This window comes from Ruegeria sp. D4 (assembly GCF_056534475.1).
In genome coordinates this window covers 74764-100574 of sequence record NZ_JBQFPJ010000004.1, presented here as the reverse complement: position 1 = coordinate 100574, position 25811 = coordinate 74764, and the positions used below count along the sequence as shown (strand labels likewise).

26 protein-coding genes are annotated in these 25811 nt (G+C 60.3%); 13 read left to right on the top strand and 13 right to left on the bottom strand.

Annotated features, from left to right (window positions below):
* The first annotated feature begins 150 nt into the window (after nt 1-150).
* Genes ACR0MI_RS08125 through lpxK form a run of 4 tightly spaced genes read left to right on the top strand, consistent with a single transcriptional unit; the run spans nt 151 to nt 4501 of the window.
* On the top strand, nt 151-1497 hold the full coding sequence (locus ACR0MI_RS08125) for a TldD/PmbA family protein (protein WP_170614232.1): 1347 nt from the start codon (nt 151-153) through the stop codon (nt 1495-1497).
* The gene (locus ACR0MI_RS08120) at nt 1484-2284 is read left to right on the top strand and encodes a 3'(2'),5'-bisphosphate nucleotidase CysQ (RefSeq protein ID WP_170614231.1); all 801 of its coding nucleotides are present in this window, start codon (nt 1484-1486) and stop codon (nt 2282-2284) included. The genes ACR0MI_RS08125 and ACR0MI_RS08120 overlap by 14 nt, the downstream gene beginning before the upstream one ends.
* Nucleotides 2281-3516, top strand: coding sequence for a glycosyltransferase N-terminal domain-containing protein (locus ACR0MI_RS08115; RefSeq protein WP_170614230.1), 1236 nt, complete (start codon nt 2281-2283; stop codon nt 3514-3516). The genes ACR0MI_RS08120 and ACR0MI_RS08115 overlap by 4 nt, the downstream gene beginning before the upstream one ends.
* Nucleotides 3503-4501 carry a tetraacyldisaccharide 4'-kinase gene (lpxK, locus tag ACR0MI_RS08110; protein WP_170614229.1) on the top strand — a complete coding sequence of 333 codons (999 nt, stop codon included), beginning with the start codon at nt 3503-3505 and terminating at the stop codon, nt 4499-4501. The genes ACR0MI_RS08115 and lpxK overlap by 14 nt, the downstream gene beginning before the upstream one ends.
* Here lpxK and ACR0MI_RS08105 read toward each other — a convergent pair whose 3' ends face one another.
* The 3 genes from ACR0MI_RS08105 to ACR0MI_RS08095 are packed head-to-tail and all read right to left on the bottom strand — an operon-like array spanning nt 4502 to nt 6796.
* Nucleotides 4502-5614, bottom strand: a complete 1113-nt coding sequence (locus ACR0MI_RS08105; RefSeq protein ID WP_170816962.1) for a CaiB/BaiF CoA transferase family protein — start codon at nt 5612-5614, stop codon at nt 4502-4504. It abuts the gene before it with no gap.
* Nucleotides 5614-6276, bottom strand: a complete 663-nt coding sequence (locus ACR0MI_RS08100) for a DsbA family protein (RefSeq protein WP_170614227.1) — start codon at nt 6274-6276, stop codon at nt 5614-5616. The genes ACR0MI_RS08105 and ACR0MI_RS08100 overlap by 1 nt, the downstream gene beginning before the upstream one ends.
* A 13-nt stretch (nt 6277-6289) precedes the next feature.
* Nucleotides 6290-6796, bottom strand: coding sequence for a DciA family protein (locus tag ACR0MI_RS08095; protein ID WP_170614226.1), 507 nt, complete (start codon nt 6794-6796; stop codon nt 6290-6292).
* Between the two features lie 81 nt (nt 6797-6877).
* Between ACR0MI_RS08095 and mutY the strand changes: the two genes are divergently transcribed.
* Nucleotides 6878-7933, top strand: a complete 1056-nt coding sequence (mutY, locus tag ACR0MI_RS08090; RefSeq protein ID WP_170614225.1) for an A/G-specific adenine glycosylase — start codon at nt 6878-6880, stop codon at nt 7931-7933.
* Between the two features lie 59 nt (nt 7934-7992).
* Nucleotides 7993-9129, top strand: a complete 1137-nt coding sequence (locus tag ACR0MI_RS08085; RefSeq protein ID WP_170614224.1) for an alkane 1-monooxygenase — start codon at nt 7993-7995, stop codon at nt 9127-9129.
* 85 nt (nt 9130-9214) lie between these two features.
* On the opposite strand, the gene ACR0MI_RS08080 is transcribed toward ACR0MI_RS08085, so the two are convergent.
* The 4 genes from ACR0MI_RS08080 to ACR0MI_RS08065 form a co-directional block, all read right to left on the bottom strand.
* Nucleotides 9215-10591, bottom strand: a complete 1377-nt coding sequence (locus ACR0MI_RS08080) for an adenylate/guanylate cyclase domain-containing protein (RefSeq protein ID WP_170614223.1) — start codon at nt 10589-10591, stop codon at nt 9215-9217.
* A gap of 147 nt (nt 10592-10738) precedes the next feature.
* The gene (locus ACR0MI_RS08075; protein ID WP_170614222.1) at nt 10739-11842 is read right to left on the bottom strand and encodes a site-specific DNA-methyltransferase; all 1104 of its coding nucleotides are present in this window, start codon (nt 11840-11842) and stop codon (nt 10739-10741) included.
* Between the two features lie 105 nt (nt 11843-11947).
* Complete coding sequence (locus ACR0MI_RS08070) at nt 11948-12565, bottom strand: ribonuclease HII (protein WP_170614221.1); 618 nt, start codon at nt 12563-12565, stop codon at nt 11948-11950.
* A 109-nt stretch (nt 12566-12674) separates the two neighbouring features.
* Nucleotides 12675-13139 carry a hypothetical protein gene (locus tag ACR0MI_RS08065; RefSeq protein ID WP_170807289.1) on the bottom strand — a complete coding sequence of 155 codons (465 nt, stop codon included), beginning with the start codon at nt 13137-13139 and terminating at the stop codon, nt 12675-12677.
* A gap of 175 nt (nt 13140-13314) precedes the next feature.
* Between ACR0MI_RS08065 and ACR0MI_RS08060 the strand changes: the two genes are divergently transcribed.
* From ACR0MI_RS08060 to ACR0MI_RS08045, 4 genes are all read left to right on the top strand, one after another.
* Complete coding sequence (locus ACR0MI_RS08060; protein ID WP_170614219.1) at nt 13315-13602, top strand: hypothetical protein; 288 nt, start codon at nt 13315-13317, stop codon at nt 13600-13602.
* Nucleotides 13574-14275 (top strand): helix-turn-helix domain-containing protein, encoded by a 702-nt coding sequence (locus ACR0MI_RS08055; protein ID WP_170614218.1) that lies wholly within the window; start codon nt 13574-13576, stop codon nt 14273-14275. The genes ACR0MI_RS08060 and ACR0MI_RS08055 overlap by 29 nt, the downstream gene beginning before the upstream one ends.
* Before the next feature lie 105 nt (nt 14276-14380).
* The gene (locus ACR0MI_RS08050; protein WP_170816963.1) at nt 14381-15952 is read left to right on the top strand and encodes a DUF427 domain-containing protein; all 1572 of its coding nucleotides are present in this window, start codon (nt 14381-14383) and stop codon (nt 15950-15952) included.
* Nucleotides 15953-16146: 194 nt separating this feature from the next.
* On the top strand, nt 16147-17145 hold the full coding sequence (locus tag ACR0MI_RS08045) for a LacI family DNA-binding transcriptional regulator (RefSeq protein ID WP_170614216.1): 999 nt from the start codon (nt 16147-16149) through the stop codon (nt 17143-17145).
* Here the strand turns inward: ACR0MI_RS08045 and ACR0MI_RS08040 are convergent, their stop codons facing one another.
* Nucleotides 17146-18279, bottom strand: a complete 1134-nt coding sequence (locus ACR0MI_RS08040) for a Gfo/Idh/MocA family protein (RefSeq protein ID WP_170614215.1) — start codon at nt 18277-18279, stop codon at nt 17146-17148.
* 37 nt (nt 18280-18316) lie between these two features.
* Nucleotides 18317-19420: a Gfo/Idh/MocA family protein gene (locus ACR0MI_RS08035; RefSeq protein ID WP_170614214.1), complete on the bottom strand. Its 1104-nt coding sequence runs from the start codon at nt 19418-19420 to the stop codon at nt 18317-18319.
* A 112-nt stretch (nt 19421-19532) separates the two neighbouring features.
* On the opposite strand from ACR0MI_RS08035, the gene iolC reads away from it, so the two are divergent.
* The 3 genes from iolC to ACR0MI_RS08020 are packed head-to-tail and all read left to right on the top strand — an operon-like array spanning nt 19533 to nt 22195.
* Entirely contained in the window at nt 19533-20513 is a 981-nt protein-coding gene (gene iolC, locus ACR0MI_RS08030; RefSeq protein ID WP_170614213.1) for a 5-dehydro-2-deoxygluconokinase, read from the top strand.
* Nucleotides 20514-20522: 9 nt separating this feature from the next.
* Nucleotides 20523-21359, top strand: coding sequence for a 5-deoxy-glucuronate isomerase (locus ACR0MI_RS08025; protein ID WP_170614212.1), 837 nt, complete (start codon nt 20523-20525; stop codon nt 21357-21359).
* Nucleotides 21356-22195, top strand: a complete 840-nt coding sequence (locus ACR0MI_RS08020; protein WP_170614211.1) for a class II fructose-bisphosphate aldolase — start codon at nt 21356-21358, stop codon at nt 22193-22195. The genes ACR0MI_RS08025 and ACR0MI_RS08020 overlap by 4 nt, the downstream gene beginning before the upstream one ends.
* Nucleotides 22196-22198: 3 nt before the next feature.
* Here the strand turns inward: ACR0MI_RS08020 and ACR0MI_RS08015 are convergent, their stop codons facing one another.
* From ACR0MI_RS08015 to ACR0MI_RS08000, 4 genes are read right to left on the bottom strand one after another with little or no spacing between them, the layout of a single operon-like run.
* Nucleotides 22199-22978: a TIM barrel protein gene (locus tag ACR0MI_RS08015; protein ID WP_170614210.1), complete on the bottom strand. Its 780-nt coding sequence runs from the start codon at nt 22976-22978 to the stop codon at nt 22199-22201.
* Between the two features lie 24 nt (nt 22979-23002).
* Nucleotides 23003-23782 (bottom strand): SDR family oxidoreductase, encoded by a 780-nt coding sequence (locus ACR0MI_RS08010; protein WP_170619283.1) that lies wholly within the window; start codon nt 23780-23782, stop codon nt 23003-23005.
* Nucleotides 23758-24564, bottom strand: a complete 807-nt coding sequence (gene iolB, locus ACR0MI_RS08005; protein ID WP_170614208.1) for a 5-deoxy-glucuronate isomerase — start codon at nt 24562-24564, stop codon at nt 23758-23760. Before iolB ends, ACR0MI_RS08010 begins: the two co-directional genes overlap by 25 nt.
* A 50-nt stretch (nt 24565-24614) precedes the next feature.
* Nucleotides 24615-25796, bottom strand: a complete 1182-nt coding sequence (locus tag ACR0MI_RS08000; protein ID WP_170614207.1) for a phytanoyl-CoA dioxygenase family protein — start codon at nt 25794-25796, stop codon at nt 24615-24617.
* Between the last annotated feature and the right edge of the window lie 15 nt (nt 25797-25811).

Sequence of the window (25811 nt, the reverse complement as noted above, 5' to 3'; positions counted from 1 at the left end):
GTGCCGTCCCACCCTGCCGAACCGGACACACATCCCACCAATACCCCAAACTCAGACTGATCCGGTGCTTCGTCACGCTCAATCCGGCCGCAGGACTTGCGGGGCGCGCAGTCCAAGGCTAGGTCCAGTAATAATCAGAGCGGAGGCGTCATGACCCGAACACCCGAAGAGATCAGCCATCACCTGCTTGATGCTGCGCGCAAGGCCGGGGCAGAATCCGCAGATGCGATCGTGATTGACGGCTCCTCGGTGTCGGTCGAAGTGCGTGAGGGTGCTCTGGAACATGCCGAACGCTCGGAAGGAACCGATCTGGGTCTGCGCGTATTTCTTGGCAAACGTCAGGCGATTGTCTCAAGCTCTGACAGCCGCCCTGAGACGCTGAGCGCGATGGCCGAACGCGCCGTGGCGATGGCGCGTGAAGCCCCCGAAGACCCGTTCACCGGTCTGGCCGATCCCGGCCAGCTGGCCACCGAACGGGACATGCCTTCGCTTGAAATGTTCGACCCAACCCCCGAGCCCGCGGCCGAAGACCTGCTGCAGGACGCACTGGCGGCCGAAGCTGCTGCACTGGCCGTGACCGGCGTCTCACAAGTGTCAGACGCCGCTGCTGCGTATGGCACACACAGGGTGCATCTTGCGGCCACGAACGGATTTTCCGGGGGGTATCTGCGCAGCAGCCGATCGACATCCTGTGTCGCAATATCGGGCGAAGGCACCGGGATGGAACGTGACTACGACGGCGACAGCCGCACCTTCCAAAGCGATCTTCGCAGCCCGGAAGAGATCGGGTGCACTGCGGGTGAACGCGCCGTCCAGCAGGTTGGAGCCCGCAAACCGGCAACCGGCAGTTTCCCGGTCCTGTTTGACGAGCGCATCTCATCTTCGCTGATCGGCCATCTTCTGGCGGCCGCCAACGGGTCTGCAATCGCGCGCGGGGCGTCATGGTTGACCGATTGTTTGGGCCAGCAGGTCCTGCCCGATCATCTGTCGCTGATTGAAGACCCGCATCGCCCGCGCATTTCGAGTTCCCGCCCGTTTGACGCCGAGGGTCTGCCGACCAGCCGCCGGGCGATAGTCGAAAACGGTGTTCTGACCGGCTGGACCCTCGATCTGTCCAGTGCCCGAAAACTAGAAATGCTGTCCACCGGCAACGCTGCACGCGGCGTGTCCGGACCACCCTCGCCCAGCAACTGGAACCTGAGCCTGACGCAGGGCGACCAAAGCCGCGAGGACCTGTTGCGCGACATGGGCACCGGGCTGCTTGTGACATCAATGATCGGGTCGACCATCAACCCCAACACCGGCGACTATTCCCGTGGCGCATCCGGGTTCTGGGTCGAGAACGGGCAGATTACCCACCCGGTCAACGAATGCACGATTGCGGGCAATCTGCGCGACATGCTGAAACGGATCGTCCCGGCAAATGACGCGCGCCTCTATCTGTCACGGGTTGTCCCATCGCTGCTGATTGAGGGAATGACACTTGCCGGCAACTGACCTGCCCCTGCTGATCGAGGCCGCCCGGGAGGCTGGCAAGATCGCCACCCGATACTCGGGGGCAGATGCGCAGCGCTGGGACAAACCCGATGGCACCGGCCCCGTGACCGAGGCAGATCTGGCCGTCAACGCGATGCTCGAACAGATGTTGCCTTCGGCACGCCCCGGTTATGGCTGGCTGAGCGAAGAGACCGAAGATTCACCCGACCGGCTGTCACGCCGCAGGACATTCATCATCGATCCGATCGACGGAACCCGCAGCTTTGCCGAAGGGTCGCGAACCTGGGCACATTCCCTGGCGGTCGCGGATCAGGGCAAGGTGACGGCGGCGGTGATCTATCTGCCGATGCGAAACCTCCTGTATGCGGCAGCGGCTGAACAGGGCGCAACACTGAACGGTGAGCGGATTCGTACCACGCAGACAAACCGCCTGCATGACGCCGAAATTCTGGCTGCCAAACCTAACCTGAAGCCCGTTCACTGGAAGCATGGGCAGGTGCCCGATTTCAAACGCAACTACCGCCCATCCCTGGCCTATCGCATGGCCGCAGTGGCGCAAGGGCGGTTTGACGGGATGCTGACCTTAAGGCCCAGTTGGGAATGGGATATTGCAGCCGGTGATCTGATCATCCGCGAAGCCGGTGGCATCTGCTCGAACCGGCAAGGACAGCCGTTGCGCTTCAACAACCCCCAACCGCGCCTTAACGGTGTGATCGCGGCGGGTGCCGAAACCTATAGGTTGCTGTGTGAACAGCTTGACCCGGACGGGCACGGGCTGCCGGTATGAGCAAGCCCAGGTCCTTCAGCCTTGCGGCCTATCGGGTACTATCCTGGGGCGTGCCCAAAACCGGAGGGCAAAAGCAGCAGGCGCGCCCGGACGGCGAATTGCTTTGGGTTCACGTCAACAGCCACCTGCGCTTGCGCGTCGTTGATGAGTTTTGCCACAGGCTGACGCGGTCCCGTCCTGACCTGTCGGTGCTGATTACCGCCCCTTACGGCGCCGACCTAGCGCTTTGGGCGGATAGCACCTTTCCGGTTGTTTCCCTTCCGGCCGAGCAAACCGGCGCGGTTCGCGGTTTTCTGGAGCACTGGCGACCGGACATTGGTGTTTGGGTTGGCGGCGGGCTTGTTCCCAACCTGATCACCGAGGCGGAAGAAAACGGCATTCCGCTGATCCTGGTCGAAGCTCAGGTCGATGTCGTGATTCCGCGGGGGGCCAGATGGCTGCCCGACCTTGCCCGATACACGTTCGACTGTTTTCACACGATTCTCACGACCACGCCTGAAGCCGCCCGTCAGATCCGGCGGCTGGGCATACATTCGGCCAAGGTCACGGAATCTCCGCCGCTGCATATCAGCCCCAACCCGCGCCCATGGCCCGAAGACGAGTTGATCGAGACCAATCACGTGCTGGCCGGTCGTCCTGTCTGGCTTGCCTCATGCGTGCAGGACAAGGAGTTCATCTCGGTGCTCAGCGCGCACCGGCAGGCGTTGCGGATGCTGCCCAGGCTCGCGCTGGTTTTGCATGTGGCGGACGCGTCCGAAGCGGCCCCCCTGCACCGGCGGCTTGCGGCCATGGACCTGCGCTGTGTCAACTGGGACAACGGCGAACCGATCGAAGACACAACACAGGTGATCCTGTCCGCCGAGCGCGAGGATCTGGGCCTGTGGCAACGGGTTTCCGCAGTGACATTCGCAGGCAGTTCGCTGGAGAGTGGCATGGGCGGTCATGATCCGCTTGAAGCGGTGGCACTTGGATCGGCGGTTATCCATGGACCGTTCGTCCACCGCCATCAGGAGCTCTATGACCGTCTGGACATGGTGGATGCCGCCCGCACGGTCAGAACCGCAACCGAACTTGGCGACGCGGTCGAGGAATTGCTGGCACCGGACCGCGCGGCCGATATGGCCCTGGCCGGATGGCAGATCGTGACCGAGGGCGCCCCACAGGCAGATCGGCTGATCGACATGGTTCAGGACCTGCTAGACCTCCGGAGGACACAGCATGCGGGCACCTGAGTTCTGGAATTCCCCGCCCGACCGTCCCGCATTGCGTGCCCGGTTGCTGGCGCCGCTGGGGTGGCTCTATGCGGCGGCGACTGCCCGGCGAGTCGCCTCGGAACCGGGGATCAGGCCGGGCGTTCCGGTCATCTGTATCGGCAACCTGAATGCGGGCGGCACCGGCAAGACACCCACCGTGATCTGGATGATCGAACAACTGCGCAACGCCTGGCACGAAGCGCATGTGGTTTCGCGCGGCCATGGCGGCTCGCTGGACGGGCCCGTGCGCGTTGATCCGGGCAAACACACTGCCGCACAGGTCGGAGACGAGCCTTTGTTGCTGGCGGCCTTTGCCGAAGTTTGGGTGGCCAAGGACCGGGCAGCAGGTGCACAAGCGGCGGCCGATGCAGGCGCCACCGCGATCATTCTGGATGATGGTTTTCAGAATCCGTCCGTTGCCAAGGATTTCTCGGTCATCGTGGTGGATGCTGCACGCGGGTTCGGAAACGGTTTGTGCCTGCCTGCCGGCCCCCTGCGCGAACCCGTCGACGCCGGTCTGCAGCGTGCGAACCTGGTTCTGTCACTTGGCGATTCCGACGCACAGAACACATTTACCGCGCAGTGGGGCAAACGTCTGAACGTGCCGCATGCCACCGGCGCGGTGGAACGGCTGCAAACTGGCATGGAGTGGGACAACGCCCCGGTTCTGGCATTCGCAGGCATCGGGCATCCGGAGAAGTTTTTTCGGACCCTGCGCCAGCAGGGCGCGCGCCTGCTTCGGGCCGAGGCGCTGGATGATCACCAGCCTCTGACACCCGCCCTGATGACCCGTCTGGAAAACGAAGCCCGCCTGCTGGGCGCACAGATGGTCACAACCGAAAAAGACGCCGTGCGCCTGCCGCCCGCGTTCCGCAGCAAGGTGATCACCCTGCCTGTTCGTCTCCAGGTGGACCAATCCGATCTGGTCCGGGACATGGTGCTGAAAGCGGTTCCGCCGCCCTGATCAGTTATCCTCGCCCAACTTCGGCGAAGGGCGGGTCAGGGCAAGCTCGGCATCGGAAAACACAAACGGCGTGCGCACACCGGGCACACCGTCCAGTTCAATCTGCATTCCACGCGCAATGACCTGTGGGTCCGCCATCACCTCGTCCATCGTATTGATTGGACCGGCGGGAACGCCCCCGGCTTCGCAGGCTGCCAGCAGTTCAGCCTTGTTGCGCTGCGCCGTTTCGCCATTCAGACGGGCGATCAGCACCCGGCGGTTGGCCAGCCTGTCCTTGTTGTGCAGAAAATCCGGCGCGGTGGCCAGTTCTGCCAGCCCCAGGATTTGGCACAGGCTTTGGTACTGACGGTCATTGCCGGTGGCGATGACAATATGGCCGTCGGCACAGTCGAACACCTGGTACGGAACCAGGTTGGGGTGCGCGTTGCCCATCCGCAAAGGCGCAACACCGGTTGTCAGGTAGTTCAGCGCCTGATTGGCGGTGACAGCCACGGCGACATCCAGCAGCGCCATGTCCACATGTTGCCCACGGCCTGTTGTCTGGCGCTGATACAGAGCGGCCAGTACGCCCGCGACTGCATATACCCCTGTGAACACGTCCGTTGTCGCAACGCCCGCCTTTTGCGGCTGCCCGTCCGCCTCACCGGTAATGGACATCAGTCCGGACATGCCCTGAATGATGAAATCATACCCGGCCCGCTTGGCGTAGGGACCGGTTTGACCGAACCCGGTGATCGAGCAATAGACCAGACGCGGATTGATCTGTTTCACGCTGTCATAGTCCAGCCCGTATTTCTTCAGGCCGCCGACTTTGAAGTTTTCGATCAGGACGTCTGCATCCGCTATCAGCGCGCGCACCTTTTCCTGACCCTCGGGGGTTCTGAAATCCGCCGTGACAGACGCCTTGCCCCGATTGGTCGCGTGAAAATACGCCGCCGATACATCGTCATCCCGCGTTAGAAAGGGTGGTCCCCAGGCGCGGGTATCATCCCCGTCCGGAGATTCGACCTTGATGACCTCGGCCCCAAGGTCCGCAAAGGTCTGACCGGCCCAGGGGCCAGCCAGAACTCGTGCCAGTTCGACAACCTTCAGACCGGCCAGCGGGGCCGCCATCAGTTGCCCAACTCGTCTTCGATCAGTTGTTTGAACTCTTCGTAAGACTGGTTCGAGACCTTTTTGCCGTTAACGACAAATGACGGTGTCGCGGTGATGCCGTCGCGCTCGGCGTTTTCCTGATACCAGGCCACCAGCGTCTGGGCGCGCGTTCCGTCCTGCAGGCAGGCCTCAAGCTCATCGTTGCCGATACCGGCCAGACGACCGATCTTGCGCAGCTCGTCAACGATTTCGGCGGGACCACCCGCGCGGGACCACTCGGACTGGCCTTCATAGATCAGATCCGTGATGCCAAAGAACTTTTCCGGTCCGCCGCAACGGGACACCAGCGACGCCCACAGACCGTAGCGATCAAAATAAACCTCGCGGTAGATGAACTTCACCTTGCCTGTGTCGATGAATTCCTTTTTGAGCTGCTTGTACGGCCCGGTGTGAAAATTCGCGCAATGCGGACAGGTGTAGGATGCATATTCGATGATCTCGACCGGAGCATCTGCGGCCCCCTGCACCATTTCTTTAATGGTCGAGGTGTCCAGGTCGGCTTCCTGCGCCTCGGCGCTGCTGATCAGCGGGTTGGCGGGGGTGGAATTTGACAGCGACAGCCAATAGCCGCCAGCGGCAACGGCGACCGCCGCGCAGATTACGGTTGCAATACGGCTCATTCTCAGCCCTTTCTCAGCGTTTTTGTCTGGATAAAACGTTGCGGCCCAGGCGTTCAAGAGCCGCGCGCAAATCACCATCGTTTACGTCACGCGACACTTTGTCTGCCTCGGCAGCGATTTCGGGTTTGATTTCGGGTTTCGCCGGCTTCGGCTTGTGGTCGAAACTGGCCTGCCCCTCGGCAAATCCTGTCGGAGCGGTCTGCGTGATGTGCACGCGACTGATCGCGTTATAGCCATAAACCGCATTCACCTTGCCGCGCAGCTGTTCTTTCTGCATTTCCAGCATCGGTGCCTGCGGGCCGGTGGTCAGCAGGGTCAGCGTCGCCCCTATCCCCCCTTTGCCATACCCAACCTTGACTGGCCGCGCGATGGCCGCAATGTCCTGCCCCACGATCTCGGCCCAGTGGGTCAGTAGACGCGATACGGCAAACCCCCGGCTTTCACCGGCCTGACGGATCTGATTGTTCAGCAATGTTGCGGTCCGTTTGAACCCGCGGGTGGTCGAACGTCTCGGTCGCATCTGGTTTCCAACTCCTGCGCGGCTATTGTAATGGGCAGAACAACGGGCGCCAGCGAAACCCGACGCGGAGAGGCATAAAAGTTGCGTGACATCACTGAATTTAACGTCAGCACGGCGTTGCTGGACTGGTACGACCGTCATGCACGTAAAATGCCGTGGCGTGTCGGCCCCGCGGAGCGGGCTGCCGGGGTCCGCCCCGACCCATACCATGTCTGGCTGTCCGAGGTGATGTTGCAGCAGACCACCGTTGCCGCCGTGCGGGACTATTTCCTGCGCTTCACCGCGCGCTGGCCGACCGTTGACGCCTTGGCAGCGGCGCCTGACGATCAGGTCATGGGGGAATGGGCCGGTCTGGGTTACTATGCCCGCGCCCGCAACCTGCTGAAATGCGCGCGCATCGTGACTGATGTGCATGCAGGCCAGTTCCCCAACACATATGACGACCTGTTGAAACTGCCGGGTATCGGTCCCTATACCGCTGCCGCCATTTCTTCCATCGCCTTCGACCGCCCTGAAACGGTTCTGGACGGCAACGTCGAACGGGTCATGTCCCGGCTTTACGACATTCACGATCCCCTGCCCGGTTCGAAGCCACAGTTGAAGGACAAGGCGGCGGGCCTGACCCCGGTGGAACGGCCCGGCGATCATGCTCAGGCGGTCATGGATCTTGGCGCGACTATCTGCACCCCGAAATCTCCGGCCTGTGGCATTTGCCCCCTGCGCGCGCCCTGCCAGTCCCGCCTAGCGGGCACGCAGGCGGAATTGCCCCGGAAGACGGCCAAAATGCCGAAACCCACACGATACGGGCATGTCTATATTGCCCAGCGCGGGGATGGTGCGATGCTGCTGGAACGCCGACCGGACAAGGGATTGCTGGGGGGGATGCTGGGCTGGCCAGGTTCGGACTGGTCCGACACGCCGATCGAATCGCCACCTTTTGCGGGAAACTGGCAGGTCCTGCCAGCGGAAGTGCGCCACACGTTCACCCATTTCCATCTGGTGCTGCGCATCTGGGCGGCGCCCCTGCCTGAAAACTCGGCCCCGGCGGGCTTGACCATCATTGAAAAACACGCGTTCCGACCCGGTGACCTGCCGACCGTCATGCGCAAGGCTTACGATCTGTGGCGCGACCATTGAGCCGTTGAATCACAGCTCAATGCCCGGCTAGTGTCGGGCCACACTTGCGGAGCCCGACCATGATCGCACAAGACACCCTGTCACGCTGGCAATCGGCCCTGCCCTTTTGGCTTTCTATCCTTCTGATCCCCGTGATCTGGGTAACGGCCGTTCTGGGCGGCGCATGGGTTCTGCTGGTTCCGTTGTCGACATGGTGGACCTTTGCCCTGCTCGACCGTTTGACGGGGATGGAGCTTGAAAATGGCGACCCGGATACGCCCGATTCCATGCTTGGCTGGTATATCTGGCTGACTAAAATCTGGGTCCCGCTGCAGTTCCTGACATTGTTCGGCCTGATCTGGTACGCCACGCACACGGACCACCTGAGCGTGGCTGCGAAGATCGGCCTTTTCTTCGGCATGGGTGTACTCTCGGGCACAATCGGGATCAATTACAGCCATGAACTGATGCATCAGAAAGGCAGGCTTGAGCGCTGGCTGGGAGACATCCTGCTGTCCATGGTTCTGTATTCCCACTTCCGCTCTGAACATCTGCTGGTGCATCACCGCTACGTGGGCACGCCGCGCGATCCGGTCACGGCGCGTTACAACGAAGGATTTCACCGGTTTTATCCCCGTGTCCTGCGCGAATGTCTTGTCTCGGCGTTCCGTGCGGAAAAGGCCAAACTCGGCCGCAAGGACCGGCCCTGGACCGATCGGTCAAATCCGTTCTGGCGGTATTGGGCCCTGCAAGGAGGGATGCTGCTGCTGGCGGTTGCACTGGGCGGTTGGTCCGGACTGGGCCTGTTCCTGCTGCAGGCCGGAGTCGCGGTCTGGCAGCTTGAACTGGTGAACTACGTGGAACATTACGGTCTGACCCGGAAACATCTGGGCGACGGAAAATACGAACACGTCCACCCGCACCATTCGTGGAACGCGTCGCAAAAGGCATCGAACTGGCTGCTGATCAACCTGCAACGCCATTCGGACCATCATTACAAGCCGAACCGCCGCTTCCCACTTCTGCAACACCATTCCGAGGACACCGCCCCCCAACTGCCACACGGCTATCCGGTCATGACCATTGCCGCGATGATCCCGCCTTTCTGGCGGCAAGTGATGAACCCGCGGGTTCGCGCATGGCGGCGTCAATATTACCCCGATATCACGGACTGGGGGCCCTACAACAAGGCGCAGAACCCGATGCCCAAAGCCTGACCGCAGCACGCCTCGGCGTGCTGCCCGGCCCAACGATTTAGATTGCATCTGCGATGCAGGATAAATCGGCGGGAGCGCTTGCTGCTCAAAGTACCCAGACATCCACGGGCGTCTCAACACCGGGCACGGCCTGGTTTTCCCGTTTTGTGAACCCATCCAGAGATGAGAGCTGGTTTTCCTGCTTCGCCTGCCTGAACACTGCGTCACTCAGGACAACCCGCGCGCCCAGGGTTCGGGTCGTCGCCTCAAGTTTCGCCGCCACATTGACTGCGTCTCCGATCACCGCGAATTCCAGCCTGTTGGCCCCAATATCTCCCAACACCACCGAACCATAGTGAACGCCGATCCCCACATGGATCTCGGGCTCACCTGCGCGCCGCCGTTCCAGATTCCATCTATCAATCACACCCACCATGTCGCGGGCGCAGGCCACCGCGTTGCTAGCGTCCAATGATGTGGGCACCGGGGTACCAAACGTGGCCATCAACCCGTCCCCAAGGTACTTGTCCAGCGTTCCGTGATGCCGAAACACCTCGGTCTCCATGCGTGCGTGAAACCCGCGCAGAACCTCGATCACCTCGTAAGGATCACGACCGGCCGCAAACTTGGTGAACCCGACAATGTCGATGAACAGGACAGCGATGTTTTCCTTACGGATTTGCTTGAGCGGTTCGTCATTCTGGCTCAACTCGTCGACCACATTTGGCGAGAAATACCGCGACAGATTGGCCCGCTCGCGCACAAGCCCCGCGTTGCTCAGCAGCAGCCGGTTGAGACGCCGCATGGATACGCCAAGGGTCACTGCGACCATCAGAAAGACAATCACCTCCTGTACGCGCTGCGACACCATGAAGCTGTTGGGATCAAGCAGTTCGGCCACATCCGGATACCCTTTCAGGGCTTCTGCCACCCGCTCGCTGATGCCTGGAATGGGCGTTGCCACCCACCAGGCGATGATCCAGCCGACTGTCCACATGGCCGCCGTCCAGGTGCCCAGCGCAACAACGGTACGCCAGGAATAGGCAAGCGTACCCGCAGCCAGAATAATGAAGAAATACTGGAAGTTATCGAACCGGTACTGCATGGCCAATGGTCGGACATCGTCGCTGAACGGGTTTGGGATGATCATCCCCAGGGTCATAATCATCAGATCAACAAAGATCAGCAGCAGTTCGATTCGCGATTGCCCCACTCGTCCAGCACGCCGGATCAGCCAGCCATTTGCGCAGATCAGCAGCAGAATGAAATGGTAGTACAAAACCTCAGGGTGCGGGTTCAGAAAGATCAGCAGAACTCCCGTCAATCCCATCGCGATCCACCGCGCGCGTACAGCCAGTTCCAGCCCCTCGCGCTTGTGCTGTTCCATCGCTGCCAGAGTATACTTGTTGTCCAGATCGTAACTGTCCGGTTTCGTGAAGAAAAATCGGTCAAATCGGGATGTGCTGGCCGTGGTGTCCGTCATGGTTGCTGCTCCGTTGTTGCACGGCTGGAAACCGGAATTGTTGCCATCCAAGCATCGTGCGGCGCAAAACAAAAGACCCCGCCGAAAACGGCGGGGCAAGGCTTAGTGCCTTGTGTCAGGCCACAGGCACCGGCGGTATTGGTAAATTCAGTTGTGCATCTCGGCCCGAATCTGCTGGCGCAGCACGTCGATCGGCACCGTCTTGCCGTCGCGCTTGAAGCACCAGTAGGTCCAGCCGTTGCAGGACGGCGCATTTTCCAGATGTGCACCGACCTGATGAATCGAGCCTTTGACGTTCTGGCCCACCAGCGTTCCGTCCGCACGAACCTTGGCCTTGTGGCGCTGGTTCATCGAATACAGCTCCTCGCCCGGGCGCAGCATACCGCGTTCGACCAGCTGGCCGAACGGCACACGCGGCTCGGCGCGTTTGCTGGCGCTGACCTCCAGCGCTTCACGGTCAAACTTGCGCACTTTGGCAATGCGTTTCTCGGCAACCTTGCGATAGCTTTCTTCGCGCTCGATCCCGATGAACTCGCGGCCCAGCATCTTGGCGACAGCTCCGGTCGTGCCGGTGCCAAAGAACGGGTCCAGAATGACATCGCCGGGATTGGTCGAGCCGATCAGAACGCGGTGCAGCAGCGATTCCGGCTTTTGCGTCGGATGCGCCTTGTCGCCGTTTTCATCCTTCAGACGCTCGTGCCCGGTGCAGATCGGCAGCACCCAGTCACTGCGCATCTGCACGCCTTCGTTCAGGGCCTTCAGAGCTTCGTAGTTGAACGTGTATTTCGCGCCTTCGCGCTTGGATGCCCAGATCATCGTCTCGTGTGCGTTGGTGAACCGCTTGCCCCGGAAATTCGGCATCGGGTTGGATTTGCGCCACACGACGTCATTCAGAATCCAGTACCCGGCATCCTGAAGGGCGGATCCCACGCGGAAGATGTTGTGGTAAGAGCCGATCACCCAGATCGCGCCATTCGGCTTCAGCAGGCGATGCGCCGCCTTCAGCCAGTCCCGCGTGAACTGGTCGTAGGCACCAAAACTGGAAAACTGATCCCAGTGATCGTCGACGGCATCTACCTGGCTGTTGTCAGGGCGGTGAAGCTGGCCTTTCAGTTGCAGGTTATATGGCGGGTCTGCAAAGATCAGGTCTACCGACGCCTCAGGCAGACTGTTCATCACATCGATGCAGTCGCCGGATAGAATCGTGTTAATAGGGAGCGCCGCCGCGCCCTTTGTCTTGATTGTGGTCATTTCACTGCCTCGGTTCCACGGCGCTTTTGCGCTCATTTGGTTGAGACAAGGATGAGTCAAAGACGATTCGCCGTCAATTTCTTTTTTGAATCAGCGACTTACGATTTACTCTTGATACAAGATATTGTGGACCGGTTTAAACGAACGTCTATGATGTGGGGTGACACCAAGATTTTGCAGCGCGTCGCGGTGCTGTTTTGTCGGATATCCGGCGTTTGCCTCCCACCCATAGCCGGGATGCTGTTGCGCCAAATCCACCATCACCCGATCGCGCCAGTTTTTCGCGATGATCGAGGCCGCCGCAATCGACAGCGATCGGGCGTCCCCCTTGACCACCGCCTGGGACGGCAGTTTCAGCCCGCGCGGAATCATGTTGCCGTCGATCAGCAGAAAATCCGGGGCCGGGTCCAAAGCCTGAACCGCGCGCGTCATGGCCAGATGCGAGGCACGCAATATGTTGAGTTCATCTATTTCCGGCACCGAAGCCTCGCCCAACGCGATTTCGGCCCGTTCGCGCAGCGCAACGTCCAGCGCTTGGCGGCGCTTTGCGGTCAGTTTTTTGGAATCGTTCAGACCTTCGGGGATATCATCGGGGTTCAGGATGACCGCAGCGGCAACCACAGGTCCGGCCAGCGGGCCGCGCCCGACTTCGTCAACGCCGGCAACCCTGATATGCCCCCGCGCCAGAAGCGCCTGTTCCAGATCGAAATTCGGTTGTGTCATACTTCCGGCAAAGCGCTTTTCGGCCAATACCGCAAGAAAAAAGAGAGGGCAGCCTGCGCCACCCTCTCCTGCACGGCGCTTCTGTGGCGCCGCTCCTGCTCGAAACCCGTTACTGGTGAACCACACGGTATCCTTGCTGGCGCAGGCATGCGGGTTCGTATGCCCGCTTGACCTTTTTGCCATCCCAGAAACCAACTTCGCACTGGCGGGGCAGGCTATCGGAATATCGGTAATGCTTGCCGAGGCATTTCGGCGTCAGCAGGGGGCGCTTGTTCGAATACGACTTGAAGGTGCGCAGGCACCGCTGCGGCAGGTCATATCGTGCCAGCCGCTGCGGCCGCGGGCGCACCGGGTAGTGATCGACGACAGGGGGCTGGTAGACCGGCGCGTGCTGCCGTGTTGCCTGATCCGCGCGCCTTTCCTTGTTGTAGTAGTGAACACCTGCCCCAATCAGGGCCAGCGCCGCCAATCCGCCCAGCAGATCCCTGGTGTCGGCTGCGCGCGCCTGTGACACGGAAATGCCGGTTATCGTGATGGCGGTCGCAATGATCAGCGCAATGAATTTCCTGTGCATTATGCCTGTCCTTTGTCTTTTTGCGGGCGGCCTGCTCACGGCCGGGAACTTGATGACCAGAACCTGGGGCCGACCATGCCGGACAAACAATAACGGGCGGTTGTTATCCGATATCAGCGTCGCAAACCCCTTGAGATATTGAATTTCCGGCCACCTCATGCGCAGGATGCGGCCTATGAAACAGATCCTCTCTTCTCTGGCCTTCGGGGCCCTGATATCGCTGGGACCCACTGCGGCGGCGGCCCAGTGTTATGCGGATTACAAGGCCAAACAGGACAACCCCCTGCGGCTGCATTATGGCGTCATGCAGGTTGCAGCCTGCGACAAGGGACAGGCCAAATCCGAGGTCGCCCAACGCCTCGGCGCTTCGGGCTGGACCTTGTTGAACGTCATATCCGTATTCGGACCCGAAGGATTGGATCAAAGGAAGGCAAATGCCGGAAAATTCTTTCTCCGTTTCTGAGGCCCGGCGATCCGGTGCGCGGCTAGTTGGCGCGGGCATTGCCGCGATTGTCCTGATTCTGATTACGGCAGCCGTCTTCCTGTTCTGGACCCTGCCAGATGCAAACGCCTTCAACGCCCGTGTCGAACGCCTGTTCATCGAGTCCGACCTGACTTCGCAAACCGAGATTCGCCTGTTGGAGATTCTGGCCCAATCCGGCACGGCATTTGCCGACACGCTGTCCAGCTACCGGATGGTGATCTTTGTCCTTTTGGTCTTTGCCAGCGCGATGCTGATCTCGGCCCTGGTGTTTCTGGTGATGCTCGTTCTGCTGAACCGGCGCATGGCGCAGATCGAACGGACCGGCATTCAGGTGACGTCGCTGCTGATCAGCCGCGAGGAAAACACCGTCTATCTCAACAACATGGATTTCAAACTGACCCCGGCGGCGATGGAAACCCTGTCGGTTCTGGCCGAGTCCCGGCTTGATGACGAGGTTCTGTCCGGCGCTCAGATCGAAGCGATGATTTCGGGCAGGGATGCCGCCGACTGCGACGAGGCCGCCGGTGCCACCCGGATCAAGCGGCTGCGTGATGCATTGGGCAATCAGATGGTCAGCGAATTGCTGGTCAAGAATATTGCCAAAAAGGGCTATATGCTTTCGATCGAAAAAGACGTCATTCAGATGGTCTGATCCGCAAGCATTGCCGCGCACAATTCTGCAAATCATCGTTAACGCCCTTGGAAAACCGGCGGTGAAGGCCCATCCTATAAAGACCTGCGCCAGCGGAGGTTGATGATGAACATCCACGCCAAACCTGAAACCAAAGGATATGGAATCTCGGTCGAACGGCTGAAGGGGCGGATTGCGATATACCGCGATCAGATCCTTCTGGCGGAAAGCGCAAACGCCAAGGTCATGTATGAAACACGCCTTGCGCCGATGATCTACATACCCCGCGAGGATGTATGTGTTGATCTGAGCGATGAAACCGAATTGCAGACCTTCTGCCCGTTCAAAGGAACCGCGACCTATCATGATGTGATTCTGGCCGGCGAGCGCCTGGGAAACTCCGTCTGGGCGTATGAGGATGCCCTGCCCGAAAGCGCCGCCATACAAGGTCACATCGGGTTCATGCGCAATGCGTATACCGATCTGGATCTAGGGGAAAACACGCTTCGCGAACCGCAGGATGGCAACATCAGCGGCCCTCTGATCGATTGGCTGATGCGCGGCGCATCAGAGAACGAAACACCCGAAGCCTTTACCAAAGCCCTTGCGGAAAAGATGCTGGACCATGGTATTCACATTCAGCGCCTCAGCATTCTGGCCTGGTCCCTGCACCCGCTGATCGCGGGAAAACACTACATCTGGGAAAAGGGCGCGGCCGAGATTTCGACCAACGTCCCGACCTATGAAATTCACGATCACCCCGCCTATATCAACAGCCCGTTGCGCCACGTCTCAAACGGGCTGGGCGGGGTACGTCAGCGGCTGAACGACGATAACCCCCATAACAGCTTTCCGATCATGGAAGACCTGCGCGCAAAAGGCGCCACCGATTATGTTGCCATGCCGCTGCGCTTTTCGGACGGGCGCACCAATGTGCTGACCCTGACCTGCGATCACCCGGATGGGTTCACCACCGAAAACCTTGGGCTGGTCTTTGAATGCTCAGCCGTAATCGCGCGGTTTTACGAGGTGTTCATGCAGCGCGAAAACGCGCAGGTTCTGCTGGAAACCTATGTCGGCAAACGCACGGGCGCACGGGTTCTGGGCGGCGAGATCCGACGCGGCGACGGCGACGAAATCGATGCCGCCATCATGTTCTGCGACCTTCGCAATTCGACCAGCCTTGAAGAGAATCTGGGCCGATCAGCCTATATCAACCTGCTCAACGATTTCTTCGAAACGGTTTCGGGGATCGTGCACGAAAACGGTGGCGAGGTTCTGAAATTCATCGGTGACGCGGTTCTTGCGGTGTTTCCGGCAGGCGACGATGCCGCCGCCGCCCGCACCAATGCGCAGCGTTCGGCCATCGGGATCGTGGAAAAACTGGCCACCCTGCGCGGGGAGGGCTCGGATGCGCATTGCGACTGCTCGATCGGGTTGGCCTATGGCCGGGTGACGTATGGCAATGTCGGCTCTCGCGAGCGGCTGGATTTCACCGTCATCGGTCAGGCCGCCAATATAGCGGCCCGGCTTGGTGAATACGGGAAGTCGGCAAACCACAGGATCGTCGTGTCAAAGGACATTGAACCCGCCTGTTCGAACGCCGTTCCCCTGGGAGAGGTCAGGCTGCACAATGTATCGCAGCCCATAATCTCATTTGCTCTCAAAACGGCTGCGGACGCGGTGCTGGACGGCTGACATACGATCAGCTTGAGGGCGCGCCAGACTTATGCGTTTTTTGGGCATGACACGCCGCCTGCTTCAAGGGGTTGACCCCTTCATCTGCGCCATTGCAACCGCCGCATTGCAACCGATTGCAAGTTTCGTGCAAAGGTGCATAGTGCTACTATGAAATTGCTTCCTAGCCTCCCCCCAATCCACAGACACAAATCATGAGTGTCACGCTCAAAGATGTTGCAGCCCTTGCCGGCGTCTCGCGCTCGGCGGTCTCGCGCACGTTTACCGAGGGCGCGTCGGTTTCGGCCAAGACCCGCAGCAAGGTAGAAAAAGCCGCGCAGGAACTGGGGTACAGCCCCAACGCGCTTGCATCCTCTCTGACGACAGGGCGGACCAAGCTGATCGGGCTGATTTCCAACAACTTTCACAACCCGATTTTCCTTGAGGTGTTCGACCAGTTCACCCGCGCCCTGCAGGAACGCGGGCTGCGCCCGCTGATTGTCAATCTGACGGACGAAACGGAGCCCGCGAATTCGGTCAGGATGCTGCGGCAGTATTCGGTTGATGCGGTGATTGTCGCTTCGTCCACTCTGCCGCCGAGCTTTGCCAAGGCGTTTCACGACGCAGGCGTCCCCGTTGTGCACACGTTCGGTCGGTCTGCCACCTCGCCCGAAGTTCACGTCGTGGGGATCGACAACGTGGAATGCGGGCGCATGGCCGCGCGTGAGTTGATGGCACGCGGCTACAAGCGTGTCGGATATCTGGGTGGCCCAAGGGATGCGACTTCGGCCATGGACCGGTATCGCGGGTTTATGGAAGAAGTCGAAAAATACAACGACCTGGAAGTGTCCCATTCTTTCGCCGACAACTATTCGTTTGAAGCCGGGCGCGCCGAGATGCTGCGACTCCTGGAAGGGGCTCCGGCTGATGGGTATTTCTGCGGCGATGACATCCTTTCGATCGGGGCGTTGTCCGCCCTGTCGGATCACGGGCTGAAACCGGGCATCGATATCGGCATCATCGGTCTGAACGATATGGAAATGTCGCGCTGGGAAAGCGTGAATCTGACGACCATTCACCAACCGATCAAGCAGATCATCACCTCGTCCGTCGATCTTGTCGAGGAGATGTTGAAGGACCCCGCCCGGTATCCCGAAGCACGTATCTTCCCCTGCCGGGTGATTGAGCGGGGCACGTTGCGGCCCCGCTCATAATCAGCGGAACATCGGCGGACGGGCGTCTTTCCAGACGCCATCTTCTTTCGACGAAGCGACCGCGGCATGAACCGCCGCGATCGAGCGGACGCCGTCCGACGGCGTAGGCAGACCGTCGCGCAGCTCACCCCGGATGGCATCGGCCAGATCGCAATAGATGTTGGCCACAGCCAGTGGGAAACCTTCGGGGTGGGCGATGGCAACGCGTGACAGACGCTGAGTCTCTTCATGCAGACCGCCCTCGCCTTTTTCGATGATCTGGGTTCTGCCGCCCACGGGTGTATAAATCAGCTGGTTGGGCTGTTCCGAGGTCCAGCGCAACCCACCGGTTTCGCCAAAAACCTGAATGTCGAACCCGTGCTGACGCCCGATGGCCACGGACGATGTCCAGAGCCGTCCAACCGTGCCTTTCCGGGTGCGGAAATTGATCATCGCATCGTCTTCAAGCACGCGGCTCGTAATGGTCGAGGCCAGATCGGCCGAGAGCTTTTCGACCTCGTCGTCGCAGATGAAGCTGGCCATGTGCAGGGCGTGAATGCCGCAATCAGCGAACTGGCCCGAAACGCCAGCCATCGCCGGGTCATAACGCCAGCGCACACGGGGGTTGTCGGCATCCGTGGCGTCGCCGTGATGTCCGTGGCTGAAATTGGTCACCACCAGCCGCACATTGCCGATCTCGCCCGCCCGCACCATGGCGCGGGCTTGGCGCACCATAGGATAGGCGGAATAACAATAGTTCACGGCGCAGATCTTGCCCGACGCCTGCGCTATGCGGACGATCTCTTCGCCTTCTTCGACGGTCATGGTCATGGGCTTTTCGCACAGCACGTTGAACCCGGCCTCAAGAAAGGCTTTCGCGATCTCGAAATGCGTCGCATTCGGGGTGGCGATCGTCACCAGATCGATGCGGTCGGGGCGCTCCTTTTCGCCCGCCAGCATGTCCTGCCAGCCGCCATAGGCGCGATCGGCAGCAATGCCCAGTCGCTGCGCATATTCGCGGCCCACATCGGGGCGGTGATCCAGCGCACCTGCCGCAAATTCAAACTGCCCGTCCGCCAAAGCGCCCAGACGGTGCGCGGGTCCGATCTGGCTGCCTTCGCCACCGCCAATCATGCCCCATTTCAGCTTTGCCATGGTTTTTTCTCTCTGTAGAAATTTGGTGTTTTTGCGATCAGAAATCGCGGATCTCTGTCCATTGCCGCTGCTCCGACGATGCCAGTGCAGCCGCCAGCACGCGGTTGACCTCATGCCCGTCGCGGAAAGTTGGCCAGATCGGCTCGCCAGTGTCGATGGCCTGCAGGAAGTCCTTGGCCTCGATGATGATCTGGTCCTGATAACCAGTGCCGTGACCCGGGCCCTGACAAAAGGGTTCATAGTCGGGGTGCGCGGGGCCTGTCAGGATTTTGGTAAATCCGCGATGCGCCTCGGAACCTTCGCGGCGATAGAACCAAAGGGCGTTTTGGTCTTCCTGATCGAACCGAAGCGCGCCCTTGGTGCCCGAAATCTCATATGCGTAGCCCATCTTACGCCCGGTTGAGATGCGGCTGACATAGATATTGCCCATCGCGCCATTTGCGAACCGGCACATGATCTGGGCATGGTCGTCATTGGTGACTTTGCCGCCTGGGCGGTTTTCGTGGACGGTTTCAACCTCGGCCATCACCTCGGCAATCGGTCCCATCAAGGCAAGCGCGCCATTGACCATATGGGGCGCAAGATCGCCAATGGTTCCGTTGGCCATGCCCGTCGTGCGCCACGTGGCCGGAGCGTCGGGATCGGCATAAAAGTCCTCGGTATGTTCGCCCCGGAACCAGGTGACATCACCCAATTCTCCGTCAGCAATCAGTTTCCGTGCAAATTGAGTCGCGGGCGTGCGGACATAGTTGAACCCGACCATGTTCGCGACACCGGCCGCTTCGGCTGCGGCAACCATTGCCTCGCCATCCTCCATCGATGCGCCCAGAGGTTTTTCGCACAGTACCGGCTTGCCCAGGGCAAAGGCCGCCTCGGCAATCTGGCGGTGGGTTTCCTGCGGCGAGGCGATGACCACGGCCTCGACCTCCGGATCGTTGACCAGCGCCCGCCAATCACCGGTCGCGCGCTTGAATCCATAGGCCGTCCGATACCGTTCTGCGCTTTCGAGGCTAGAGGCACAGATCATCTCGAGACGCGGACGCAACGCGGTGTTGAACACCGCGCCCACCGCCGCCATGGCAACGGAATGGGCCTTGCCCATATAGCCGCCACCAACAATTCCAATTCCGATTTCAGGCATCTGTCACGGCTCCGAACATATCATTTGCAACCGGTTGCAAAATCAGTATCGTGTGAATCGATTCAACGCAAGGTCCAAACTTTGCCGACCCCATTTTGCCGGAGGACATGAATTGAGCGCTTTGATAGATGGTATCAAAGGAAACCGGTTTGCCGTTTTCGGGCGCGCAGGCATGGATTTGTTCGCGACCCCGATCGGTGTCAAAAGCGAGGATGCCGATACCTTCCACGCCGATCTGGGTGGCTCGTCCGCCAACATATGTGCCGGTCTGGTCAAGCTGGGCAGCCGGGCATCGCTGGTCACGTCGGTTTCGGACGACGCCGTTGCGCGGTTTTGCCTGAACCGGTTGCGGCACTACGGCGTGGATACATCCTACATCCGCGTGGTCGGCGGTGAATACCGCATGTCCATGGCGATCTATGAAAGCACGACCGAGAACTTCCAGAACGTGATTTATCGCAACGGCGCGGTCGATTTCCAGGTCACGGAAGAGGATGTGGACAAGGTCGACTACGGCGCCTTCTCAGCCGTCCTTTCTGCCGGAACGGTATTTGCTTCGGAACCCTCACGCAGCGCCACGTTCCGCGCCTTCGAGAACGCGCGCAACGCAGGTCTGCCGGTGATTTTCGACATCGACTATCGCCCCTATAGCTGGCCTTCGCCCGAGGTTGCCGCCGACGTTCTGTCCCGGGCAGGCGAAGCGAGCGACCTGATCGTGGGCAATGACGAAGAATTCGGGTTCATGGCGGGTGGCATCGACAAGGGGTTTGCCAAGGCCCGTGAACTGGCCGCAAAACCGGGCCGCGTCGTGATTTACAAGATGGGCGAAAAAGGTGCCGTGACCCTTGCTGACGGTCAGGAGATCACGACCGGAATCTACCCTGTCGATGCGATCAAGCCCGTCGGCGCCGGCGACAGTTTCATGGCCGGTCTGCTGGCCTCAATTGCGGCGGGGTATTCGCTGGAAGATGCCGTGATGCGTGGCTCGGCCTGTGCCTCGATTGTGGTGTCGCAACCCGGTTGCGCCCCCGCCATGCCGACGACGCCGGAACTGAACGCTTTTTTGGCCGCGCATCCCGGCCCCACCTCATAGGAGTTTGATATGCATATCGCGCCTTATGACAACCGGAACAACCCGATCGTCGACGCGGACGATCCGACCGTTCCGCTGAACTATTTCAACATCGTCAAGCTGAAGAAGGGCGAGGCGTTCGAATATCAGGTGCCCGGCTATGAGACCTGCATCGTGCCCGCCACCGGCAGTGTCGATGTCGATGTCGAAGGGGTTCAGTTCCCCCGGTTGGGCAACCGGGGCGACGATGTCTGGGACGGCGAGCCGGAAGGTGTCTATGTGCCGGTGGGCGCAAAGGCGCAGATGGTCTGCGTGTCGGACGAGACCGAGGTGTTTGTTGCGGGTGCAAAATACGACAAGGTTCTGGATCCGTTCGATGTGCGCCAGCATGACCTTGTGCAATACGGCAGCGACGACACCAAAACGCACCGCAAGATCAAGCACATCCTCGGCCAGAAACAGCATGACAAGGTTGGTCGCCTGTTGGTCAGCGAGTTGTTCACAGTCGGTCAGGGCGGATGGTCGGGTTTCCCCAGCCACAAACACGACACCAATCGCTTGCCGGACGAATCCCGGCATGACGAGACCTACAATTTCCGTTTCAAACCCAACTGGGGGTCTGGCCTGCAAATGCTGCAGCGCGAGGACAACGAACCCGGCGATGCCTATCATATTGTCGACGGATCCACGATCTGCATCGACAACGGCTATCATCCCTGCTGCGTACTGCCGGGGTATGAGATGTACTATTTCACCATCCTCGGCGGCCTCAGCCAGCGCTCGCTGGTGCAGTATTTCCAGCCGACACATGCCTACCAGATTGAGACGATTCCAGGCATCAAAGACATGATCGCGAAATTCAAATGACCCTTGTTACGCTTTCCGAAGTTCTGAGGCCCGCCTATGAACAGGGCTATGCCGTGGGGGGCCTTGTCACGCTGGGGTGGGAAGACATGCGCGCCTATGTAGCCGCGGCCGAGGCGGAAAACGCGCCGGTGATCCTGCAGGCGGGCCCCAGCTGCCGCGAGCACACGCCGTTGCCGATTCTTGGCAAGATGTTCCGGCATCTGGCCGAAAACGCCTCGGTTCCTGTCGTCGCGCATCTGGACCATGGCTACACGTTCGAGGAATGCAAAATAGCGCAGGACAGCGGCTTTACCTCGTTGATGTTCGATGGGTCGCGCAAGCCACTGCAGCAAAATATCGATGAAACGGCGGCGATTGCCGAAATGGCCCATGCGGCAGGGATTTCCTGCGAGGGCGAGATCGGTTTTGTCGGCTATTCGGGGGGCGAGGGATCAAACGGAACCGATCCGGAAGAAGCTGCAAAATTCGCCCGCGAAAGCGGTGTGGATGCGATGGCGATCTCGGTCGGAAATGTCCATTTGCAGGAAAACAAGGAAGGCGGTCTGGACGAGGACCGCATCGCGCGGATCGACGCGATGACAGACGTGCCATTGGTGATTCATGGCGGCTCCGGTGTGCCGGTGGAACAGCGCAGCCGGCTGGCGCGTGACAGCTCGATCTGCAAATTCAACATCGGAACCGAGCTGCGCATGGCCTTTGGCGCCGCATTGCGCGACGCGGTCAACCGCGACCCCGACCGGTTCGATCGTGTCACCATTTTGAAAGAGACGCACGATCCGGTCGAAGCCGCCGCCCGAACGGTGATCCGCGCATTCGGCGCCCCACTACAGCGATAATCGTCAGACCGTGAATGCCGCTCGGAACGCAGCCAGCGCAGTTTCGGGATCCTCCAGCGCGTAGGCTTCCATGCCCACCGGCCCCCGATACTCAAGATCAAAAAGCGCACGCGCGACCGAGGCGTAGTTGACCTCGCCCGTTCCGGGCTCACATCGGCCGGGATTGTCAGCCACCTGAATCTCACCGATCCAGGGCAGGCATTTGTCGCACCAGCGGATCAGGTCGCCTTCGCCGATTTGCGTGTGATAGAGATCCAGATTGATGCGCAGCTGAGGGCGGTCAACAGACGACACCAGGGCCAGAACGTCTTCGGTCGATCCGAACGGACAACCGGGATGGTCCAGTTGGTTGAGGTTTTCCAGCGTGAAGACCACGCCTTCCTCCTCGGCCAGATCACAAATGCGGTTCAGCGTATCGCGCGCTTTCAGCCACATCTGGCCGGTCACGACATCATGCTGCCAGATTGGTATTCCGTTTTCGCCCAGACCCGTTCCGTGCAAATTCAGGCGTTGTACACCCAGCCGCTTGCCGACCTGTGCCGACTCGCGTGCGGTTTTCAGCAGCATCTCGGCGCCTTCATCATCGGCCAGTCGTCCTTCCACATAGCCGTCCATGATGGTGAATTCCGCGCCGGTGGCTTCAAGCTTTGGTAGGTCCAGATCAGGCCAGCTCCAAAGCCCCACGCCGAACCCCATTTCCTTCAGCCGCGCCGCCCGCCAGTGCAGAGGTTTATCCAGCCAGAGCATCTCGGCGCAGGCCGCAAGTTGAAACGGATGGGACATGCCAGCTCTCCTAGAAAGTGCAGATCAGATCGAGCCGCCTTCGACCATGAAATTGCCAGCGCTGCACATCGCGGCATCATCAGAGGCCAGAAACAGAACCATGCGGGCCACGTAGACGGGATCGATGGGGTCGGGCAGACATTGCCGGTCAACCTGTTTTGCCAGCGCTTCGGGCGTCACCCACAGGTCTTTCTGTCGGTCCGTCATGATCCAGCCGGGCACAACGGTGTTGATGCGAATCCGGTGGTCTCCAAGCTCGCGCGCCATGGTTCGGGTCAGGCCGTGAACGGCGGATTTTGCCGTGGCGTAGGCGGGGAAACCGGCCCCGGCCTCCCACCAGGAATTCGAACCGAGATTGATGATTGAGCCGCCGCCTTTTGCAATCATGCCCGGAGCAACAGACTGAATGGCAAAGAACATGTGGCGCAGGTTGATCGCCATACGTTCATCCCAATACTCGGCCGTCACTTCGCGCCAGTCGTGGCGGTCGTCATGGGCGGCATTGTTGACCAGTACATCGGCAGCACCCAATTCGTCGGCCAGTTCTCCGATTGCCGTCTGCAGGGCTTCGATATCGCGCAGATCGCATTGGGCAAAGGCGTGCTCGCCGTCCAGATCGGCCAGCAAGGCGAGCCCGGCATCCGCGTTGATGTCCAGAAACCCTACCTTCGCACCCTGTGCGGCAAAGGCCCGCACGGTTTCGGCCCCGATGCCGCCAGCGCCGCCTGTGACGAAGACGGTTTGGCCTGCAAGGCTGGGGTAACTGGCAAAGCTATCGGTCAACCGTCCCGCTCCATGATCCATTCAACTTCGGGGGCCGGAACAAAGCGCCACTTTCGCAGCGGGCCGGCCATGACATTCAGGTAATACATCTCAAAACCATATGGCGCACCGCAAGGGTGATGTCCGCGCGGGACGGTCACAACATCGCCATCCGAAACGGCCATCGTCTCATCCAGCTGCCCGTCATCGGTATAGACCCTTTGAATGCCAAATCCATTGGCGGGGTTCAGGCGGTGGTAATAGGTTTCCTCAAGATAGGTGATGCGCGGATAGTCATCCTCGTCATGGCGGTGGCTGGGATAGCTGGACCAGTGCCCGTTCGGCGTGAACACTTCAGTCACCAGCAGGCTGTCGGCGTAGTCTTCATTCTCCATCGCGATGTTGTTGATGTAGCGCGTGTTCACACCCTTGCCCCGTTCGGTCAGGGTAATCCCATCGGGGCCGATGCGGCGGGCCTGATGTCCGCCCCTGCCCGGGGCCGAGCATACGGCGATGACGCAATCGGTTTCGGCCACAGCCTCCCACTCGGTTCCGTTTGGCAGATAGAGGCAATGGGGCGGGGTTTTCTCAAAAACACTCATCCTGTCACCAAGAACGCCCCAGTCCTGCTCCGCTCCGCTGATCTGTGCCTTGCCTTCAACCATCACCAGAATGACCTCGCGGTCGCCGGTTGCCTCGGCTGCCCGGTCGCCCGCTTTCAGATGGTAAAGCCCGAAACCGACATAGCGCCACCCGGCACTTGCGGGCGTGATATCGTGCACCTTGCCCCGGGTTCCGAACGGCTTTTTCAGCAGGTCTGCCATGTGTTTTCTCCTTATTGGGCGGGCCTTGACGGCCCGCCAGTGTCTTGAATTCAGGCAGCTTGCCTTGTTTGCAGGGCTGCGTAGGCCTCGGACAGTTGCGCTTCGGTCCATCCCTCAGACACAGCCCGGCGCAGGATGTCGGCCTGACTTTCGGGCGCGTTGCCACCGATGGGTGGGTCGGTGTCCAGATTGGTTGGAAACGGATAACCCTCGGCCGTTGCGGCAATAGCTGCATCCAACTCTGCCGTGCTGAGTTCACCGCGTTGTCTCAGTGCAATCAGCGCCGGAAACACAGCCTGAGACATGGAACGCCGGTCAATCGCCTCCATCGCGCGGCCAAAGGCGGATGAAATCTGCAGCAGGTTCGCCATCCGGTGAATATCCGCGCTGCTGTTTTCCCCTGCGGCATGAAACAGGGCCGGGTTGAAGAACACCGCATCCCCTTTTTCCAAAGGCAACTGAATACAGTTTTGTTCGAAATGCGCCCGATGCGCCGCGTCATGAAAGGCCAGATAGCCCGGCGGATAAAGCTGCGAGAACGGCAGCAGCTTGGTCGGGCCGCTTTCGATCGGCATGTCGCAATGGGCAACCGCCCCCTGCAAGGTCAAAGATGCGGTAACCAGATGGGCGTGCGCCGGATAGCGCGCGGCCGTGTCGGCGCTCTGGAACCCCAGATGGTAATCGCGGTGCGCCTGCTGGGCCTTGCCTCCGGGACGTACCTGATTGATCTGGGCCGTGACCTGATAGTTCGGCCCCAACCACGCCTCACAAGCGGCGGAGATGACCGTATTTCCGAAATAAAGCGCAAAGCCTTCAGGGTCACGTAGGCACTGCTTTTGCAGCGCGTTCCAGACCCGGTCATTGGCGCCCGATGCGGCAAAGTGATCGCCCTCACCCGCGCCGCTTTGGCGTTCTTCTGCGATGATCCGATGGAAGACATCGCTGGCCCGGTCGATCACGGACGTGTCCGCGAAGGCACCTTTCAGGGCAATCACACCCGCGGATTTGTCCAGAACGCGGCCCCACTCTGCCAACAGCGCCTTGCGCTGATCCGCCTGTTCCAGCGCAGGGCGCAGGGCCTGCATGTCGTAGATTGGAACGTTCTTCTCGACCGACGCGGCATGTGACACCGCGCCAGCGTCGAGGTTCTGAGAGGTCAGCACCTTGAATTCATCCAGATCACAGGATTCCCGGTCGAAATAACCGACAAAACCAAGGTCCCGATCTACCATGACGTTCTCCTTTCT

Bases quoted from the DNA above. Each gene is read 5' to 3' on its own strand.
- ACR0MI_RS08125 (WP_170614232.1), top strand. From the start codon at position 151: ATGACCCGAACACCCGAAGAGATCAGCCATCACCTGCTTGATGCTGCG.
- ACR0MI_RS08115 (WP_170614230.1), top strand. From the start codon at position 2,281: ATGAGCAAGCCCAGGTCCTTCAGCCTTGCGGCCTATCGGGTACTATCC.
- lpxK (WP_170614229.1), top strand. From the start codon at position 3,503: ATGCGGGCACCTGAGTTCTGGAATTCCCCGCCCGACCGTCCCGCATTG.
- ACR0MI_RS08105 (WP_170816962.1), bottom strand. From the start codon at position 5,614: ATGGCGGCCCCGCTGGCCGGTCTGAAGGTTGTCGAACTGGCACGAGTT.
- ACR0MI_RS08100 (WP_170614227.1), bottom strand. From the start codon at position 6,276: ATGAGCCGTATTGCAACCGTAATCTGCGCGGCGGTCGCCGTTGCCGCT.
- ACR0MI_RS08095 (WP_170614226.1), bottom strand. From the start codon at position 6,796: ATGCGACCGAGACGTTCGACCACCCGCGGGTTCAAACGGACCGCAACA.
- ACR0MI_RS08085 (WP_170614224.1), top strand. From the start codon at position 7,993: ATGATCGCACAAGACACCCTGTCACGCTGGCAATCGGCCCTGCCCTTT.
- ACR0MI_RS08080 (WP_170614223.1), bottom strand. From the start codon at position 10,591: ATGACGGACACCACGGCCAGCACATCCCGATTTGACCGATTTTTCTTC.
- ACR0MI_RS08075 (WP_170614222.1), bottom strand. From the start codon at position 11,842: ATGACCACAATCAAGACAAAGGGCGCGGCGGCGCTCCCTATTAACACG.
- ACR0MI_RS08070 (WP_170614221.1), bottom strand. From the start codon at position 12,565: ATGACACAACCGAATTTCGATCTGGAACAGGCGCTTCTGGCGCGGGGG.
- ACR0MI_RS08065 (WP_170807289.1), bottom strand. From the start codon at position 13,139: ATGCACAGGAAATTCATTGCGCTGATCATTGCGACCGCCATCACGATA.
- ACR0MI_RS08060 (WP_170614219.1), top strand. From the start codon at position 13,315: ATGAAACAGATCCTCTCTTCTCTGGCCTTCGGGGCCCTGATATCGCTG.
- ACR0MI_RS08055 (WP_170614218.1), top strand. From the start codon at position 13,574: ATGCCGGAAAATTCTTTCTCCGTTTCTGAGGCCCGGCGATCCGGTGCG.
- ACR0MI_RS08050 (WP_170816963.1), top strand. From the start codon at position 14,381: ATGAACATCCACGCCAAACCTGAAACCAAAGGATATGGAATCTCGGTC.
- ACR0MI_RS08045 (WP_170614216.1), top strand. From the start codon at position 16,147: ATGAGTGTCACGCTCAAAGATGTTGCAGCCCTTGCCGGCGTCTCGCGC.
- ACR0MI_RS08040 (WP_170614215.1), bottom strand. From the start codon at position 18,279: ATGGCAAAGCTGAAATGGGGCATGATTGGCGGTGGCGAAGGCAGCCAG.
- ACR0MI_RS08035 (WP_170614214.1), bottom strand. From the start codon at position 19,420: ATGCCTGAAATCGGAATTGGAATTGTTGGTGGCGGCTATATGGGCAAG.
- ACR0MI_RS08025 (WP_170614212.1), top strand. From the start codon at position 20,523: ATGCATATCGCGCCTTATGACAACCGGAACAACCCGATCGTCGACGCG.
- ACR0MI_RS08020 (WP_170614211.1), top strand. From the start codon at position 21,356: ATGACCCTTGTTACGCTTTCCGAAGTTCTGAGGCCCGCCTATGAACAG.
- ACR0MI_RS08015 (WP_170614210.1), bottom strand. From the start codon at position 22,978: ATGTCCCATCCGTTTCAACTTGCGGCCTGCGCCGAGATGCTCTGGCTG.
- ACR0MI_RS08010 (WP_170619283.1), bottom strand. From the start codon at position 23,782: ATGGATCATGGAGCGGGACGGTTGACCGATAGCTTTGCCAGTTACCCC.
- iolB (WP_170614208.1), bottom strand. From the start codon at position 24,564: ATGGCAGACCTGCTGAAAAAGCCGTTCGGAACCCGGGGCAAGGTGCAC.
- ACR0MI_RS08000 (WP_170614207.1), bottom strand. From the start codon at position 25,796: ATGGTAGATCGGGACCTTGGTTTTGTCGGTTATTTCGACCGGGAATCC.